Source organism: Inquilinus sp. OTU3971, from assembly GCF_038440215.1.
In genome coordinates this window covers 1-13,551 of sequence record NZ_JASATH010000216.1, presented here as the reverse complement: position 1 = coordinate 13,551, position 13,551 = coordinate 1, and the positions used below count along the sequence as shown (strand labels likewise).

Below are 13,551 nucleotides of genomic sequence, written 5' to 3'. Positions count from 1 at the left end.
CCGCCTTGACCCCGGGGGGGCCGCCCGCCGCCGCGGCGGCGGCGACGCGTCGCAGATCGGCCTGGTCCTCCGGGCCGTTGCGATAGGCGCCGCGGCCGCGGCTGAGCGACAGGTCGCTCGGCCCCATGAACACGCCGTCGACCGTCGGCAGCGCCAGGATCGCCTCGATGTCGGCCAGCGCCGCGGCGGATTCGACCATCGGGAAGCAGCGGGTGCGGCGGTTCTCGCCGTCGTAATAGCTTTGCGGCGCGCCGCCGTAGCGGGCCGGCCGGGTGCCGCTGAAGCTGCGGCCGCCGAGCGGCGGGTACTTCGCCGCGGCCGTCACCCGCGCGGCATGCACCGCATCCTCGATATGCGGGATGATCACGCCGTCGCAGCCCATGTCGAGCGCCTGCTGGATCGGGATCGCCTCCGGCCCGAGCACCTTGGCGTAGATCTCCATGCCCAGCGCCCGGGCCAGGGCCACCAGCTTGTCGGTGGTGTCGAGGTCGAACAGCCCGTGCTCGACGTCCAGCACCACGCGGCGGAAGCCTACTTCGTGCGCAATCTCCAGCATCGCCTGGTGCGGTGTCGACAGCCAGACGGCCAGACGGCCGAAATCCAGGTCAGCCATGGATGCCCCCGTCCTTGCGGTCGCGCTCGGCCAGCATGGCGGTGACGTCGACCAGATCCTGCAGCGCCAGCCCGTCCCGCAGCCGGGCCAGCCATTCGCCTTCCTCGGCCTGGTCGGCCAGGGCGGTGTCGCTGATGCCCTCCACTTGGTCGGGCGGTAGCACCAGGATGCCGCAATCATCCGCCAGCACGGCATCGCCCGGGGTGACCGCCACCCCGCCGCAGGACACCGGAATGTTGAAGCCGCCGCCGAGATTCAAAAGCTTGGTCGTGACCGGCGAGACCCCGCGCGCCCAGGTCGGCACGCCGGCCTCGCGGATCGCGGCCGGGTCGGTCACGACGCCGTCGACGATCACGCCGGCAACACCGCGCAGCTTCGCCACGGCGGCCATGAAGCCGCCCCAGCAGGCATGGCGCAGGTCGCCCGCCCGGTCGATCACCACCACGTCGCCCGGCCGCACCCGGTCCATCGCATGGTACAGCAGGGTCGAATCCGCCCCGGGGATCGATACGGTCACGGCGGTGCCGGCGATGCGCGGCCCCGCGATCAGGGGCCGCAGCGCCGGGTCGGCGAAGCGGTCGTGCAGGTAATGGCCGACGGTCGCCGCCTCCACCCCGCGGAAGCGATCCAGGATCGGCGCCGGGATCTGCGGCGGCATCGCCCCAAGGCGATACGAACGGATGGCCATTCAATGGCTCCTGCGTAATGGGAACGGCGCCGTCAGTCCAGAAGGACCCGGATCGCGGCGGCACGGGTGAAGAGAGTGGCTGAGGCACCGACCGGCGGCGACGCCGGGCCGGCGGCGGCCGAATTCTGCTGGCGCACATGCACCGTCTCGCCCGACGGCAGGTCGACGGCGTAGCGCCGGTCGGTGCCGATGTAGATCGCGTCGCGGATCCGGCCTTCGATCCGCACTCGATCCTCCGGCGGGCCGCCGTCGGCCAAATCGGCGAAGGTTAGGGCCTCGGGCCGGATCGCCAGCATCACCGGCTGGCCGGGGGCGAGCGCGTGCCCGTTGCGGGGCAGGCGGATGGTGGCATGCCCCGCCTGCAGCGCGATGCCGGCGGGCCCGGTCTTGGTGACGGTGGCGGACAGGAAGTTCATCTCGCCGATGAAGCCGGCGCTGAACCGGCAGGCCGGCCGCTCGTAGATGCCGACCGGATCGTCGACCTGCAGCACCCGCCCGTCATGCATCACCGCGATCCGGTCGGACATGGTCAAGGCCTCCTCCTGATCATGGGTGACGAAGACGAAGGTGATGCCGAGCCGCCGCTGCATCTGCTTCAGCTCGATCTGCATCTCGCGGCGCAGCTTCAGGTCGAGCGCGCCGAAGGGCTCGTCGAGCAGCAGCACGGCGGGGCGGTTGACCAGGGCCCGGGCCAGCGCCACCCGCTGCTGCTGGCCGCCGGACAGCTCCGCCGGCTTGCGTCCGGCCCGGCCCTCCATGCGCACCAGCGCCAGCGCCTCGCGCACCCGCTCGGCCCGCTCGCGCCGCGGCACCCGCTTCACCGCCAGGCCGAAGCCGACATTGTCCTCGACGGTCAGATGCGGAAACAGGGCGTAGCTCTGAAACACCGTGTTGACCGGCCGCAGATGCGCCGGCACGTCGTTCATCGCGCGGCCCCGGATCCGCAGCTCGCCCGCGGTCGGCTGCTCGAACCCCGCGATCAGGCGCAGCGTCGTGGTCTTGCCGCAGCCGGACGGGCCGAGCAGGGTGAAGAACTCGCCGCGTGCGATCGACAGGTCGATGTCGCGCACGGCGTTGATCTCCGTCGTGCCGATCTTGGCGAAGCGCTTGGCGATGCCGCGCAGCTCGACAGCGGGCTCCATCGTCACTGGGCCGCCTTCACCTGGGTCCAGCCGTCCTGGTACAGCTTCATCGCCTCGCCATGGTCGAGGATGAACTCGGCCTTCTTCAGCCGCTCCTCGGGCGGGTAGATCGCCGGGTTGCCGGTGATCTCCGCCGGCAGCAGCGCCTTGGCCTTGGCGTTGGTGTTGGCCACCTTGACCAGCTGCGTCACCTTCGCCGCGACTTCAGGCTGCAGCAGATACTCCAGGAACTTGTAGGCGGCGTCGCGGTTCGGCGCGTTCTTGGCCACCGAATAGCCGTCGATCCACATCGTCCCGCCCTCGTCCGGCAGCACGTAGCGGACCTTCGGGTTGTCGGCCATCGCCTGGATCACGTTGCCGCTCCAGGCCTCGACCAGGCAAGCCTCGCCGGAGGAGACGAGGTCGGCGAAGTTGGTGCTGTTGTAGCCGCCGAGGATCGGTTTCTGCTCGATCAGGGATTTGGTCGCCTTGGCGATCTCGTCCGGGCTGGTCGAGGTGGCGCTGTAGCCGTTGATCTGCAGCGCGGCGATATAGGCCGCGAGCATGTTGTCCAGCATGTAGATCCGGTCCTTGTATTTCGGATCCCACAGCGCCTTCCAGCTGGTCACCGGCTCGGTCACGCAGTCGGTGTTGTAGGCAAAGCCGGTGGTGCCCCAGATATAGGGCAGGCTGTAGGCGTTGCCGCTGTCGTAGGAGACGGAGCGGAACACCTCCGCCAGGTTGGCCAGGCCGGGCAGCCGGGCATGGTCCAGCGGCTCGATCAACCCCTTCTTGACCAGGATCTGGACCGCGTATTGCGACGGGTTGACGATGTCGTAGCCGGCGGCACCGGCCTCCAGCTTGGCGATCAGGGATTCGTTGCTGTCGAAGGTGTCGACCGTGGCGTCGATGCCGGTGGCCTTGACGAAGTCCTGCACCACCTCCTCCGGCAGCTCGGACGACCAGGCGTAGATGTGCAGTTCATCGGCCATGGCGGCGGCCGGCAGGGACAGGGCGATCGCCGACAATCCGGCGAGGGCGAGGCGGCGAAGATACTGTTGCATGAAGCCTCCTGAATGCTCGGTGTTGATGGAACCGGACACGCCTTGGACGGCGCTTATCTCCGGAGCAGCAGCTTGAGGTGCCGGCTCGCCACCGCGACGACGATGAGGACGTTCGCGGCGACCAGCAGCGTCCCGAGAGCGTTGATCTCGGGCGTGATGCCGGTCTTCAGCATCGAGTAGATGCGCAGCGGCAGCGTCGTGGTGCCGACGCCCGAGGTGAAGGTCGACATCACGAAGTTGTCGAAGGATAGGGTCGCCGCCAGCAGGAAGGCGGTGACGATGGCGGGCAGCAGCAGCGGCAGGGTGACCCGGACGAAGGCCTGGCGCGGGTCGGCGCCGAGATCGGCCGCGGCCTCCTCCAGCCGGAGGTCGAGCGCCGAGGCGGCGGCGCGGACGATCAGCGTGGTGAAGGGCACCGCGATCAGCGTGTGCCCGGCGATCAGGGTGAAGTAGCCGAGCGGGACGCCCACCGCCGCCATCAGCACCAGGAAGCCGACCGCCAGCACGATCTCCGGCAGCACCAGCGGGGCGAGGACGAGGGTCGAGAAGCCGTCCCGACCGCGGAAGGCGCGACGGGCCAGGACGAGGGCCGTCAGCGTGCCGATGGCGGTGGCGAGCAGAGCCGAGGCGCCGGCCACCACGGCGCTGACCCAGAGCGCGCGCTGCAGCGACCGGTCCTTCAGCACCTCGCGGTACCAGTCGAGGGTAAAGCCGGTCCAGACCACGGTCGAGCGCGAGGCGTTGAAGGAATAGACGATCAGCACCGCGATCGGCACGAACAGGAAGAGATAGGCCAGGATCGTGACCGTCGGGGTGAAGCGGGCGAGGGTGGCCTCCCCAATGCGTCCCAGCCGGCTGGGCGCCGTCGGAATGGGGGTGGTGTCGCTCATGCCCGCTGGCTCTCCACCCGCCGCAGCAGCCGCATGTAGAGCAGGATCGCGACCGAGGAGAAGGCCAGCAGCAGCACGGCGACGGCCGAGCCGAGCGGGATGTTCCGGAAGTCCAGGAACAGCTGGACGATCAGGTTGCCGATGATGATGCTCTTGCCGCCGCCCAGCAGGACCGGGATGGCGAAGACGCCCGTCGACGGCACGAAGACGAACAGCACCGCCGCCATGACGCCGGGCAGCGACAGCGGGAAGGTGACGCGCCAGAAGCTTTCGGCCGGGCTGGCGCCGAGGTCCCGCGCCGCCTCCAGCCAGGTGCGGTCGATCGGATTCAGCGCGGCGTAGATCGGGAACACGGCCGACGGCAGGAAGGCATAGACCATCCCGACCAGGACCGCGCCGTAGCTGCCGAGCATCCGCAGCGGCTCGTCGATCAGCCCGAGCCAGGACAGGCCGGCATTGATCAGCCCGTTGCGGCCGAGCAGCACCACCCAGGCCGAGATCCGGATCAGGAAGTCGATCCAGAACGGCACCAGCATCAGCACCAGCAGGACCGGGGCCCAACGCCCGGCCCGGAAGCTGATGAAGCAGGCGACCGGATAGGCGATCGCGACGCAGAGCAGCGTGTTCAGCGCCGCGAGCTGCAGCGAGTTCCAGAAGATCGGGATGTAGAGCGGCTGCAGCAGTTCGGCATAGCTGGCGAGGCTGAAGCCCGGCACGATCCCGCCATAGGCGTCGCGGCCGGACAGGCTGTCGCCGATCACGATCAGCATCGGCGCGATCAGGAAGGCGACCATCAGGACGGTCGCCGGCGACAGCAGCATCAGCGTGACCAGGAGCGGCCGGTGGCCTCCGGTCATCGGCCGGTGCCCAGTGAACGGCCGCCTGACACGAGACTGACGACGTTGAAGTCGAGATGCCGGCGCATCGCCGCCTCGGCCGCATCCGCGTCGCGCGTTGCCAGGGCGTCACGCAGCGCCCGCATCGTTGCCAGCTCGTCCCGGATCAGCGTGATCGGGACATGCGACAGGTACAGGCTGCGAACCGATAGCGCGTAGAGCCGGTTGAGCGCCTGGGCGAGGTAGTTGTTACCGCCAGCATTCGCAATCAGCCGATGCATCCGCTCGTCGATCTCGATGTTCCAGGAGATGTCCTGGTTGCCCGCTGCGGCGCCGGCCTCCGCCTCTTCGATGATCCGGCCGAACTCGGCGAGATGGCCGGCATTGGCCCGGGCCGCCGCCAGCCGAGCAGACAGCGCTTCGGCGTGCAGGCGGAACTCGATCAGCTGGAACAGGTCGGCGGCCGAGGTGGTGGAGACGAAATAGCCACGCTGAGGCACGTTCTTGACCAGATCTTCCTGCGACAGGCGCTGCAGTGCCTCGCGCAGCGGGGTGCGGCCGATCTCCAGCCGCTCCATCACGATCTTCTCCTCGATCGGGGCACCCGGCTCGAATTCGGCGCGGATGATCGCTTGGCGCAGCTTCTCGTACGCCACATCGCTCATCCGGCGCGCCGGGGATCGAGACATCTGCATCCTCAAGGGATCTTAAAAATATATTTATAGGATTTTCCGGAAAACCGGACGGAGTCAAGGCCAAAGCTGTCGATGGGCTTGCCACGTTCGCGGCCTTGCGAAGGGCCGGCGAGCGGCATAGCGGTGGCCATGCCCCCCACCTGACTATGCCGGTTATCGCTTTCCATCCGACGTGATCCAACGCGCCGTCTGGATGTACCTCCGCTTCACGCTGAGCTACCGCGACGTCGAGGACCTGCTCGCCGAACGCGGGACCGAGGTGTCGTACGAGACGATCCGGCGCTGGGTCAGCGCGTTCGGCCCGATGATCGCGAGGCGTCTTCGCGCGCAGCGGCCGGCGCCGCACCGGCGCTGGCACCTCGACGAGATGTTCGTCCGGATCGGCGGCAAGCAGATGTATCTCTGGCGTGCCGTCGATGCCGAGGGTGAGGTGCTCGACGTGCTGGTTCAGGCCAGGCGGGACGCGGCTGCAGCCCGCAAGCTGATGCGCAAGCCCCTCCGGAAGCAGGGCATCGCCCCGAACGAGTGGGTCACCGACAAGTGCCCGGCCTACGCCGCTGCACTTCATGATCTGGGCCTGGGCGCCGCAGTTCACATCAGGGTCAAGCGGCTGAACAACCGGGCCGAAAGTTCGCATGTCCCCGTTCGCCGGCGGGAGCGCAAGCTGCAACGGTTCAAATCGGCCGTCTCGGCGCAGCGGTTCTTGTCGATGCACGCCGCGACCTACAACACCTTCAACCTCTGCCGTCATCTCACCACCGCCCGCACACACCGACTCTTCCGAGCCGAGGCGTTCGCGGCATGGCGGGATGCGGCCGGCGTCGCGGCCTGAGCCGGGCGGATGCCGGCCTCATCGCGGCCACGCTCGACAACGTGACAAGCCCTTCCGGGCACAGCCTGCGCGCCTGCATGATGACCGCCGCCGACCGCAAGGGCGTGCCGCTGGAGGCCGCCATGCAGCACGGCCGCTGGAAGGACGCCCGCACCGCCCGCGGCTACCGGCGGCATTCCAGCCTGTGGCAGGGCAACTTCACCGGCAAGCTGCTTGGGGAGGACTAGCGACGATTAGGTGAGATCTATCAAAGTCGAGCTGTAAGGAAACCGATCGTTGCGCACTTTCCAGATTAACGATATTCAAGCTGCCGAAATTCAATCCATACCTTATGATTGAGCCCATCTAAGCATCGGAGTGATTTAATGAGCGAAGTTGGCTCTCCCTATGCCCCCACAGCTGCCGACGAAACGCGCCGTCTGGCCGCGAAAATTGTCTCGGCCCATGTCGCCAGCAACAACGTCGCGGTCTCGGACCTGCCGGGACTGATCGCGCAGGTCTACCGCGCACTGGACAAGCTCGGCCAACCGACTGAGTCCGTGATCACTCGTCCGGAGCCGGCGGTGCCGATCCGCAAGTCTGTGACGCCGGACTACGTCATCTGTCTTGAGGATGGCAGGAAGCTGAAGATGCTGAAGCGGCATCTGGCCACGGCCTACAACATGACGCCGGAGCAGTACCGCGAGCGCTGGGGGCTGCCGGCCGACTATCCGATGGTGGCGCCCAACTATGCCCAGCAGCGGAGCACCCTCGCAAAGACCATCGGTCTCGGCACCCGTCGCGGCAGCGCGCCGGCCCAACCGATTGCGCCCGCGCCGAAGCCCGCCAGGGCGCCGCGCGCCCGCAAGCCCGCGGCCGCGAAGGCATAGCGCCCAAGAGGGAGCGGCGGCACCGAGAGGCTGCCGCTCGCTCATTTGCCGGCGGCCGCCCGCAGGGTCACAAGGCGCGCGCAATCCAGACGAAAGCGTGCAGGGCGGCTGCAATGTTGGACGCCGCATCCACTGAGCAGGGCCCCACGCGTGGATGGGGGCTGCCAGCAGTCGTCGAAGAAGTGGAAATCCGCCGCGACCGGCCGGGACGCGGCGGTGAAGGATATCATTGACTGTGGCCGGCCATGTCGGCGGGTAGCATCAGATGCTGGTACTTGGTCCCAGGAAACATAACGTAGGGATGGGTAGGATCAGGATCCAGCTTGGCCGGGTAGTTGGCGGCCATTTCGTGCGCCGCCTTGCCGACAATCATGACGTGCGGACCCGTATGAACCCAATGCGACTTGTCTGTCGCGTAGGGATCATGATTACTAGTGCCTAAGTCCCCAGCCAACATGTAAACGAAGCCCGTTTTATCGGGGGGCTCCGCCATCGTTGAAATCGCCTTGAACCATTCAAGCCCGGCGGCATCGGCACACCACGGTTCCCCGTTGGTATCGACGGCGCAAGTCCACCCGTTCGTTCCCTCTTTCACGACAGCAGTTTTGAAGCCGTCACCAATACGAATGATTGTCGCATTCTTTCCGATAGCGGCCGGTGCAGCAGAAATCGCCTTGGCGGTGAACTCCCCATCTCCCTTGGGAACCTCCGCCGTAAGTTCAGCGGCGATGCTGGAGGTGGAGAACGCGAACGCAACAGACGCGAGGATGTAGAGCCGTTTCATGGCCTCCTCCGTTCGTGAGCGACCGTAAGTGTCGCTGCGGTTGATTGCTCTTGAATGCAGGCGAGTCCCGTCACCTGCGCTTGGTGCAGCGCGATCGGGAAGCCGTTCGTTTTGAAAACTGGGGTTTGAGCCGGCGCCATGTCGGCGGCGGCTATCAAGAAAGCGACGACAGCGGGGATCCAGATGGACCTTCTCACAATTGCTTCCTTGTTCCGGTATGGTTGGCCAGCGAGATCAGCGAGCCGCGCGCACCATTCGCGGAGAGGGGGCGGTTGCGACGCGTAGGTCGAGGCAATGAGCCTCGGACGACATCGCGCCGATAGGATGCTCCGGCTATAATTGCGTCGGGACGCCGCACCTCAATCGACACGTCGAAAATTGGCGACGAGGGTGACGCGCCTTATATCGGCGGCAATGACCCGGCAAGAGTGTCAAGTAAAACGTCAACCCCGAATTGCTTAGGCCGCATTCGGTGCATTCGGGGTTTGCCTTATCTGAATCGCGATGCCATGTATTCAATCCAAAAATAAGACTTTACACTTCCTAGAACTTCAATGGTGCACCGTTTTATTTAAAGTGTCACGTTAAATTGTTAAAAGGAGACCGCGCCGAACCGGGTGCTATGCGGGCGCTTGTCACGTTGTCGAGCGTGGCCGCGATAAAGCCGGCATCCGCCGGGCTCAGGCCGCGACGCCGGCCGCATCCCGCCATGCCGCGATCGCCTCCGCGCGAAAGCGGCGGTGCGTGCGGGCGGTGTGAGGTGACGGCAGAGGTTGAAGGTGTTGTAGGTCGCGGCGTGCATCGACAGGAACCGCTGCGCCGCGGCGGCCGACTTGAACCGCTGTAGCTTGCGCTAGAGGCGATGCCCTGCTTCCGGAGAAGCTTGCGCATCAGCTTGTGGGCTGCAGCCGCGTCTCGCCTGGCCTGAACCGGCACCTCGCCCTCGGCATCGACAGCCCGCCAGAGATACATCGGCTTGCGGCCGATCCGGACGAACATCTCGTCGAGGTGCCAGCGCCGATGCGGCGCCGGCCGCTGCGCCGCGAACCCGATCATCTCGCGCAGCACATCTGCGTCGGCGCTCTTCTCCATCAGCCCGCGCAGCGCCATCATGTCCTACACCACCAGGTGGGACACGATCCTCCGCGCTCCAACGATGGTGTATCGCGGTGGCTGCGGCTCGGAGTGATGGCGAGAGTGCGCAGCCCCTTCACATACGATGGAAAGGAGGTCGGACTCGACCTCGGATATCGAGGAAGTAGCGGGCGGTGATGGTGCATTTTGTTGGCCTTGATGTTTCAGTGAAAAGGACGTCGGTGTGCGTCGTCGACGAAGCCGGCCACGTGGTGACTGAGCATCGGCTGGCCACGGAACGGGACGAGATCGCCGTGCTGTTGACGTCGCTCGGGGGTGAGTACGGCCGCGTGGGCCTGGAAGCCGGGCCGCTCTCACAGTGGCTGGTCAATGGCCTGGCCGAGGCGGGCCCGCCGGTGATCTGTGTCAAGACACAGCACATGATGTCGCTCTTGAAGGTGCAGCGGGTGGCGGAAGCGTACCAAGGACGGCTGCTGGCTTGCGTCCTATCAGATCCGCGCAGATCGAAGCGGCGGGTGCCAAGCTGCCAGGGAATGCCGGTGACCGTCGGCATCAGTCCTGCCGTTTCGCTTGCAGGGCTGACTGGAGGGGCATGGTTTGCGCGGCCTCAACTGACGTAGGTCAGCACCGAGATCAGCCGGATCCAGACATGGCCGACGGCGTTCATCGCCGGATTCTTGCCGGTGTAGATCACCACATTGACCTGCGAGCCGTAGCGGATGCCGCGCGGCGGCGGGTCCTTGAAGACAAGCCGCACGGGAAAACGCTGCGGCTCGCGCACCCAGCCGCTCGGGTTGCTGATGTCCGGCAGACCGGTTGAGGGATCGACACTGTCCTGGGAAACGCCCCAGCCGACGCTCTCGACGCGCATGGCGAAGACCGTGCCGGGGAGGGAATCCAGCACCACCTCCGCGACGTTGCCGGGTGCCATATATTCGAGGCTGTTCTCCTTGTAGGCGGCCGCCACCCAGATCGTGCCGACGTCGATGAAGGTCAGCGCCGCCTGGCCGGTACCGACCACCTGGCCGACACCGAGCTGGAGATTGGTGACGACGCCGTCGGACGGGGCGAGGACGGTCGTGTGCAGCAGGTCGAGGCGGGCCCGCTCGAGGGCGGCCAGGGCTTCCTTGAACTGCGGATTGTCGTTGCCCTGCGGCCCGAGCTCCTCGCGTGCCTTGGCGAGATCCGCTTCCGCGCCGGTGACGGTGGCTTCCGAGACGCCGAGCGCCGCATTCGCCTCGTCGAGCCTGGCACGGGCATAGACGCCGCGTTCGACCAGGGTCCTGGCGCGCTCCACCTGCGCCCGCACATTCTCGCGGTCGGCCTGCGAGCTCACCAGCTTGGCCTGGGCGGATTCCACCGCCTGGGTCGAGGCGCCGAGGGTCTGGCCGATGCGTTCGAGGTGCGCCTCCGCCTCGGACACGGCGATCTCGTAGGGTTGCGGATCGATGCGGAACAGCACCTGCCCGGCAGCCACCCGGGCATTGTCGGTGACGCCGATTTCAAGCACCCGGCCTGCGACCTCGGACGCCATCCGCACCACATAGGCTTGAACGACAGCCTGCGAGGAGGAGGGCGTCAGCCGCTCCATCACGACCGAGAGCGCGAACAGCAGGACGGCGATCACGACGACGACGAGCGCTGTCCGCCGCAGGGGATTTTTCGACGGCGCTTGCGCCAGCGCCGGCTTGATCGGAACCGAGGTGTGCGAGGAAGCTCTGTCGTCGGCCATGGTCTGGCCTCCCTCGCTGGACTTGGATGCGTCGACGGCTCTTCTCAGTGGGCCGCGGTCGCCGCGGCGATCACGCCGAGATCGCGGAAGCTGGAGATCATGAGCTGGGTGGCGAGCGCCGCCAGCAGGCCGACGACCTTGCCGACGACCACTATGGCCGAAGGCTGGAGGCGGCTCGCGGACTGCGGTGTCGGTCGCGAAGTCATCCATGCCCCGGCCGCAGCCTCCCCAGATCCGGCTACTTTCGGATCCTGGCTGCGGCCGTTCATGACCTGATGCGGTCCACAGCCGTCGGAGAAGATCGGGCTCTTCCTGCCTCTCAGTTCAGGACGATTTCCACGCGTCGGTTCTGCGGTTCGCGGACGCCGTCGGCCGTCGGCACCAAGGGGTCGGCTTCGCCGACGCCGCGGACGGTGATCAGGCTGTCGGCCACGCCGTCGGCCACGAGTTCGCGGCGCACGGCCTCACCACGCCGGACGGACAAGGCCTGGTTGTACCGGTCCGAACCCGAACGATCGGTGTGCCCGGTGACATTGATCTGCGTGGTCATGCCCTGAAGCGCGTCCGTAGCGGCCGAGGCCACGATCTGCCTGGCCTCCGGTGTCAGCCTCGAGCTGTCGAAGTCGAAGAACACAAGATAGCTGCGGGCCTGGGTGACCTGCGTGACCTCGGGCGGCGGCGGTGGCGGGGGAACGAAGGTGTAGCGCACGCCGGCCAGGAAGCTGTGGTTGTTGTTGCTGTCCGAAGTCGCGCGTTCGCCCTTGTCCTTGAAGGTCGGCCCGGTGGTGCCGAGGTAGCGGTATTCGAGAGTGGCTGCCAGGGCCGGGCTGAAGTTGTACGCGACGCCGGCGATGCCCTGATAGGCGAATGCCGTTTGGGTCGACTGGAAGAACCTGCCGCCGCTGCCACGGAAGTCGGCGCTGATGATGCCCAGCCCGACGCCACCGCCAATATACGGCACGAACGGCGAGCCGAACTCGAAATCGTAATAGCCGTTCACCATCAGGCCGATGGTCGTCTGGTGGTTGTCGCCGTCGTGACTGTTCTCCCGGATGCTCGCCTCGAAATCGGCGCGCAGGCTGCCCCAGTCATAGCCGCCATAGATGTTGCCCGCCGGCCCGACATCGTAGGTGTCAATGTTGAGGTTGTTGTCCTGGAGCAGATTGATGCCGGCGCTGGCGCCGACATAGAAGCCGGTTCCCTGCTGGGCCAGGGCGGGTGTCGCGGCCATCAGCGTGGCCGCAACAGCGGCGGAGACGGCGAGTCTGCGCATTCTTCCCTCCATCGATGGGTCTTGTCGGTCCGCTCCTCTCGGACTGTAGGCGATACGGATTGCGAGGTTTTTGACATAGCGCAAATTCAGCCGACCAGCTTCAGCACCGGCACGGTGAAGGAGGCGAAGAACACCAGCACCGCCAGCGGCCACATGCCGGCATCGGCCAGCTCGATCACCCCGCTCATGATCGTGTCCGGTGCGCCGCTGCCCAGCGAGATCACGGTCATCACCCGCAGCAGGTTGGCCGGGATGTAGAGGATGAGCGCGGTCACCACCAGCGCCCAGGTCCGGGTCAGGCTCTCCGGCCGGCGGCGGCGTCGGCACCAGGCCGCGGCGCTCGAACGCCCGCCACACCGTCTCGGTGTCGAGGGCCGTGCCGGCGGCGATGATCGCCAGCATCAGCCCGCCGACCGAATAGAGGCCGGGCCCGACCACGACGGTGGCGAGGTCGATCAGCTTCACATAGGCGACGAAGACGCCGAGCATGTAGACCTCGATCATCGCCCAGGGGCCTAGCAGGTCGGCCCAGCGGTATAGCCGCGGCAGCCAGCGCGGCGGGCGCCTGAGGCGCAGCCCGCCCAGCACCAGGAACAGCGTGCCCAGCCGCAGGCCGGGGGCGACGAACATGGTCAGCGCCACCACCCCCGCCAGCTCCCACAGCCCCTGCTGGTAGAGGGAGAAGACCCCGGTGACCAGGCTGGCGGTCTGCGTCCGGCCGGAGATCTGCAGCGAGATGAAGGGCAGGAAGTTCGCCATCAGGAACAGCACCAGCCCGGCGCAGGCATAGGCGAAGGCGTGGTCGAGCGAGGTGGAGCGGAATTTGTGAATCGTGGCGCCGCAGCGGACGCAGCGTGCCGCGGTGCCGTCCGGCAGCACCGGCACGGCGTGCCGAAACCCGCATTCATGGCACTCCATCAGCCGGCCCGGCACGGCATCCTCCCTGCCGTGAGATGCTCTTTCGGCCCAGGGGACGGCGAGGGCACCGGCATCTGCGATCTGCGCATCGATCTCGGAGCGCAGGCTCAGCCCGCGGTCCGATCGCGTCCTGATCCGCCG

The 13,551-nt window shown here is 67.0% G+C and carries 16 protein-coding genes and 1 pseudogene; 4 read left to right on the top strand and 13 right to left on the bottom strand.

From position 1 onward, the window contains the following. The 8 genes from AAHM41_RS34570 to AAHM41_RS34535 form a co-directional block, all read right to left on the bottom strand. Positions 1-613: HpcH/HpaI aldolase family protein (locus AAHM41_RS34570; protein WP_342241168.1), on the bottom strand; the 613-nt coding region annotated here is incomplete at its 3' end. Beyond that, positions 606-1,301 (bottom strand): RraA family protein, encoded by a 696-nt coding sequence (locus AAHM41_RS34565; RefSeq protein ID WP_342241167.1) that lies wholly within the window; start codon positions 1,299-1,301, stop codon positions 606-608. The genes AAHM41_RS34570 and AAHM41_RS34565, both read right to left, overlap by 8 nt. Before the next feature lie 32 nt (positions 1,302-1,333). Next, on the bottom strand, positions 1,334-2,443 hold the full coding sequence (locus tag AAHM41_RS34560) for an ABC transporter ATP-binding protein (protein ID WP_342241171.1): 1,110 nt from the start codon (positions 2,441-2,443) through the stop codon (positions 1,334-1,336). A gap of 2 nt (positions 2,444-2,445) precedes the next feature. Next, positions 2,446-3,486, bottom strand: coding sequence for an ABC transporter substrate-binding protein (locus AAHM41_RS34555; protein ID WP_342241166.1), 1,041 nt, complete (start codon positions 3,484-3,486; stop codon positions 2,446-2,448). Positions 3,487-3,539: 53 nt separating this feature from the next. After that, entirely contained in the window at positions 3,540-4,376 is an 837-nt protein-coding gene (locus tag AAHM41_RS34550) for an ABC transporter permease (RefSeq protein ID WP_342241165.1), read from the bottom strand. Beyond that, positions 4,373-5,233, bottom strand: coding sequence for an ABC transporter permease (locus tag AAHM41_RS34545; protein ID WP_342241164.1), 861 nt, complete (start codon positions 5,231-5,233; stop codon positions 4,373-4,375). Before AAHM41_RS34545 ends, AAHM41_RS34550 begins: the two co-directional genes overlap by 4 nt. After that, positions 5,230-5,877, bottom strand: a complete 648-nt coding sequence (locus AAHM41_RS34540; protein WP_342241163.1) for a GntR family transcriptional regulator — start codon at positions 5,875-5,877, stop codon at positions 5,230-5,232. Before AAHM41_RS34540 ends, AAHM41_RS34545 begins: the two co-directional genes overlap by 4 nt. A gap of 32 nt (positions 5,878-5,909) precedes the next feature. Next, positions 5,910-6,074: a hypothetical protein gene (locus AAHM41_RS34535; protein WP_342241162.1), complete on the bottom strand. Its 165-nt coding sequence runs from the start codon at positions 6,072-6,074 to the stop codon at positions 5,910-5,912. 5 nt (positions 6,075-6,079) lie between these two features. Here AAHM41_RS34535 and AAHM41_RS34530 point away from each other — a divergent pair, with 5 nt between their 5' ends. From AAHM41_RS34530 to AAHM41_RS34520, 3 genes are all read left to right on the top strand, one after another. Then, entirely contained in the window at positions 6,080-6,739 is a 660-nt protein-coding gene (locus tag AAHM41_RS34530; RefSeq protein WP_342241161.1) for an IS6 family transposase, read from the top strand. Next, on the top strand, positions 6,709-6,966 hold the full coding sequence (locus AAHM41_RS34525) for a hypothetical protein (protein ID WP_342241160.1): 258 nt from the start codon (positions 6,709-6,711) through the stop codon (positions 6,964-6,966). The genes AAHM41_RS34530 and AAHM41_RS34525 overlap by 31 nt, the downstream gene beginning before the upstream one ends. Positions 6,967-7,104: 138 nt before the next feature. Continuing rightward, positions 7,105-7,608: a MucR family transcriptional regulator gene (locus tag AAHM41_RS34520; RefSeq protein ID WP_342241159.1), complete on the top strand. Its 504-nt coding sequence runs from the start codon at positions 7,105-7,107 to the stop codon at positions 7,606-7,608. A 226-nt stretch (positions 7,609-7,834) separates the two neighbouring features. On the opposite strand, the gene AAHM41_RS34515 is transcribed toward AAHM41_RS34520, so the two are convergent. Continuing rightward, positions 7,835-8,392, bottom strand: a complete 558-nt coding sequence (locus tag AAHM41_RS34515; protein WP_342241158.1) for a hypothetical protein — start codon at positions 8,390-8,392, stop codon at positions 7,835-7,837. 680 nt (positions 8,393-9,072) lie between these two features. Beyond that, a pseudogene (locus tag AAHM41_RS34510) lies at positions 9,073-9,442 on the bottom strand (DDE-type integrase/transposase/recombinase); the annotation flags it as partial. A 218-nt stretch (positions 9,443-9,660) separates the two neighbouring features. Here AAHM41_RS34510 and AAHM41_RS34505 point away from each other — a divergent pair. Further along, positions 9,661-10,107, top strand: coding sequence for a hypothetical protein (locus AAHM41_RS34505; protein ID WP_342241157.1), 447 nt, complete (start codon positions 9,661-9,663; stop codon positions 10,105-10,107). Here AAHM41_RS34505 and AAHM41_RS34500 read toward each other — a convergent pair. Genes AAHM41_RS34500 through AAHM41_RS40770 form a run of 3 tightly spaced genes read right to left on the bottom strand, consistent with a single transcriptional unit; the run spans position 10,095 to position 13,425 of the window. Next, entirely contained in the window at positions 10,095-11,219 is a 1,125-nt protein-coding gene (locus AAHM41_RS34500) for an HlyD family secretion protein (protein ID WP_342241156.1), read from the bottom strand. The genes AAHM41_RS34505 and AAHM41_RS34500 overlap by 13 nt on opposite strands. Before the next feature lie 44 nt (positions 11,220-11,263). Next, entirely contained in the window at positions 11,264-11,488 is a 225-nt protein-coding gene (locus AAHM41_RS34495; protein ID WP_342241155.1) for a hypothetical protein, read from the bottom strand. A gap of 50 nt (positions 11,489-11,538) precedes the next feature. Then, a complete protein-coding gene (locus tag AAHM41_RS40770) occupies positions 11,539-13,425 on the bottom strand; it encodes a paraquat-inducible protein A (protein WP_446719509.1) in 1,887 nt (628 codons plus the stop codon). Positions 13,426-13,551 lie beyond the last annotated feature (126 nt).

Excerpts from the sequence above, each read along its gene's own strand:
- AAHM41_RS34565 (WP_342241167.1), bottom strand. The coding sequence starts at position 1,301 with ATGGCCATCCGTTCGTATCGCCTTGGGGCGATGCCGCCGCAGATCCCG.
- AAHM41_RS34560 (WP_342241171.1), bottom strand. The coding sequence starts at position 2,443 with ATGGAGCCCGCTGTCGAGCTGCGCGGCATCGCCAAGCGCTTCGCCAAG.
- AAHM41_RS34555 (WP_342241166.1), bottom strand. The coding sequence starts at position 3,486 with ATGCAACAGTATCTTCGCCGCCTCGCCCTCGCCGGATTGTCGGCGATC.
- AAHM41_RS34550 (WP_342241165.1), bottom strand. The coding sequence starts at position 4,376 with ATGAGCGACACCACCCCCATTCCGACGGCGCCCAGCCGGCTGGGACGC.
- AAHM41_RS34545 (WP_342241164.1), bottom strand. The coding sequence starts at position 5,233 with ATGACCGGAGGCCACCGGCCGCTCCTGGTCACGCTGATGCTGCTGTCG.
- AAHM41_RS34540 (WP_342241163.1), bottom strand. The coding sequence starts at position 5,877 with ATGAGCGATGTGGCGTACGAGAAGCTGCGCCAAGCGATCATCCGCGCC.
- AAHM41_RS34535 (WP_342241162.1), bottom strand. The coding sequence starts at position 6,074 with ATGGAAAGCGATAACCGGCATAGTCAGGTGGGGGGCATGGCCACCGCT.
- AAHM41_RS34525 (WP_342241160.1), top strand. The coding sequence starts at position 6,709 with ATGGCGGGATGCGGCCGGCGTCGCGGCCTGAGCCGGGCGGATGCCGGC.
- AAHM41_RS34520 (WP_342241159.1), top strand. The coding sequence starts at position 7,105 with ATGAGCGAAGTTGGCTCTCCCTATGCCCCCACAGCTGCCGACGAAACG.
- AAHM41_RS34515 (WP_342241158.1), bottom strand. The coding sequence starts at position 8,392 with ATGAAACGGCTCTACATCCTCGCGTCTGTTGCGTTCGCGTTCTCCACC.
- AAHM41_RS34500 (WP_342241156.1), bottom strand. The coding sequence starts at position 11,219 with ATGGCCGACGACAGAGCTTCCTCGCACACCTCGGTTCCGATCAAGCCG.
- AAHM41_RS34495 (WP_342241155.1), bottom strand. The coding sequence starts at position 11,488 with ATGAACGGCCGCAGCCAGGATCCGAAAGTAGCCGGATCTGGGGAGGCT.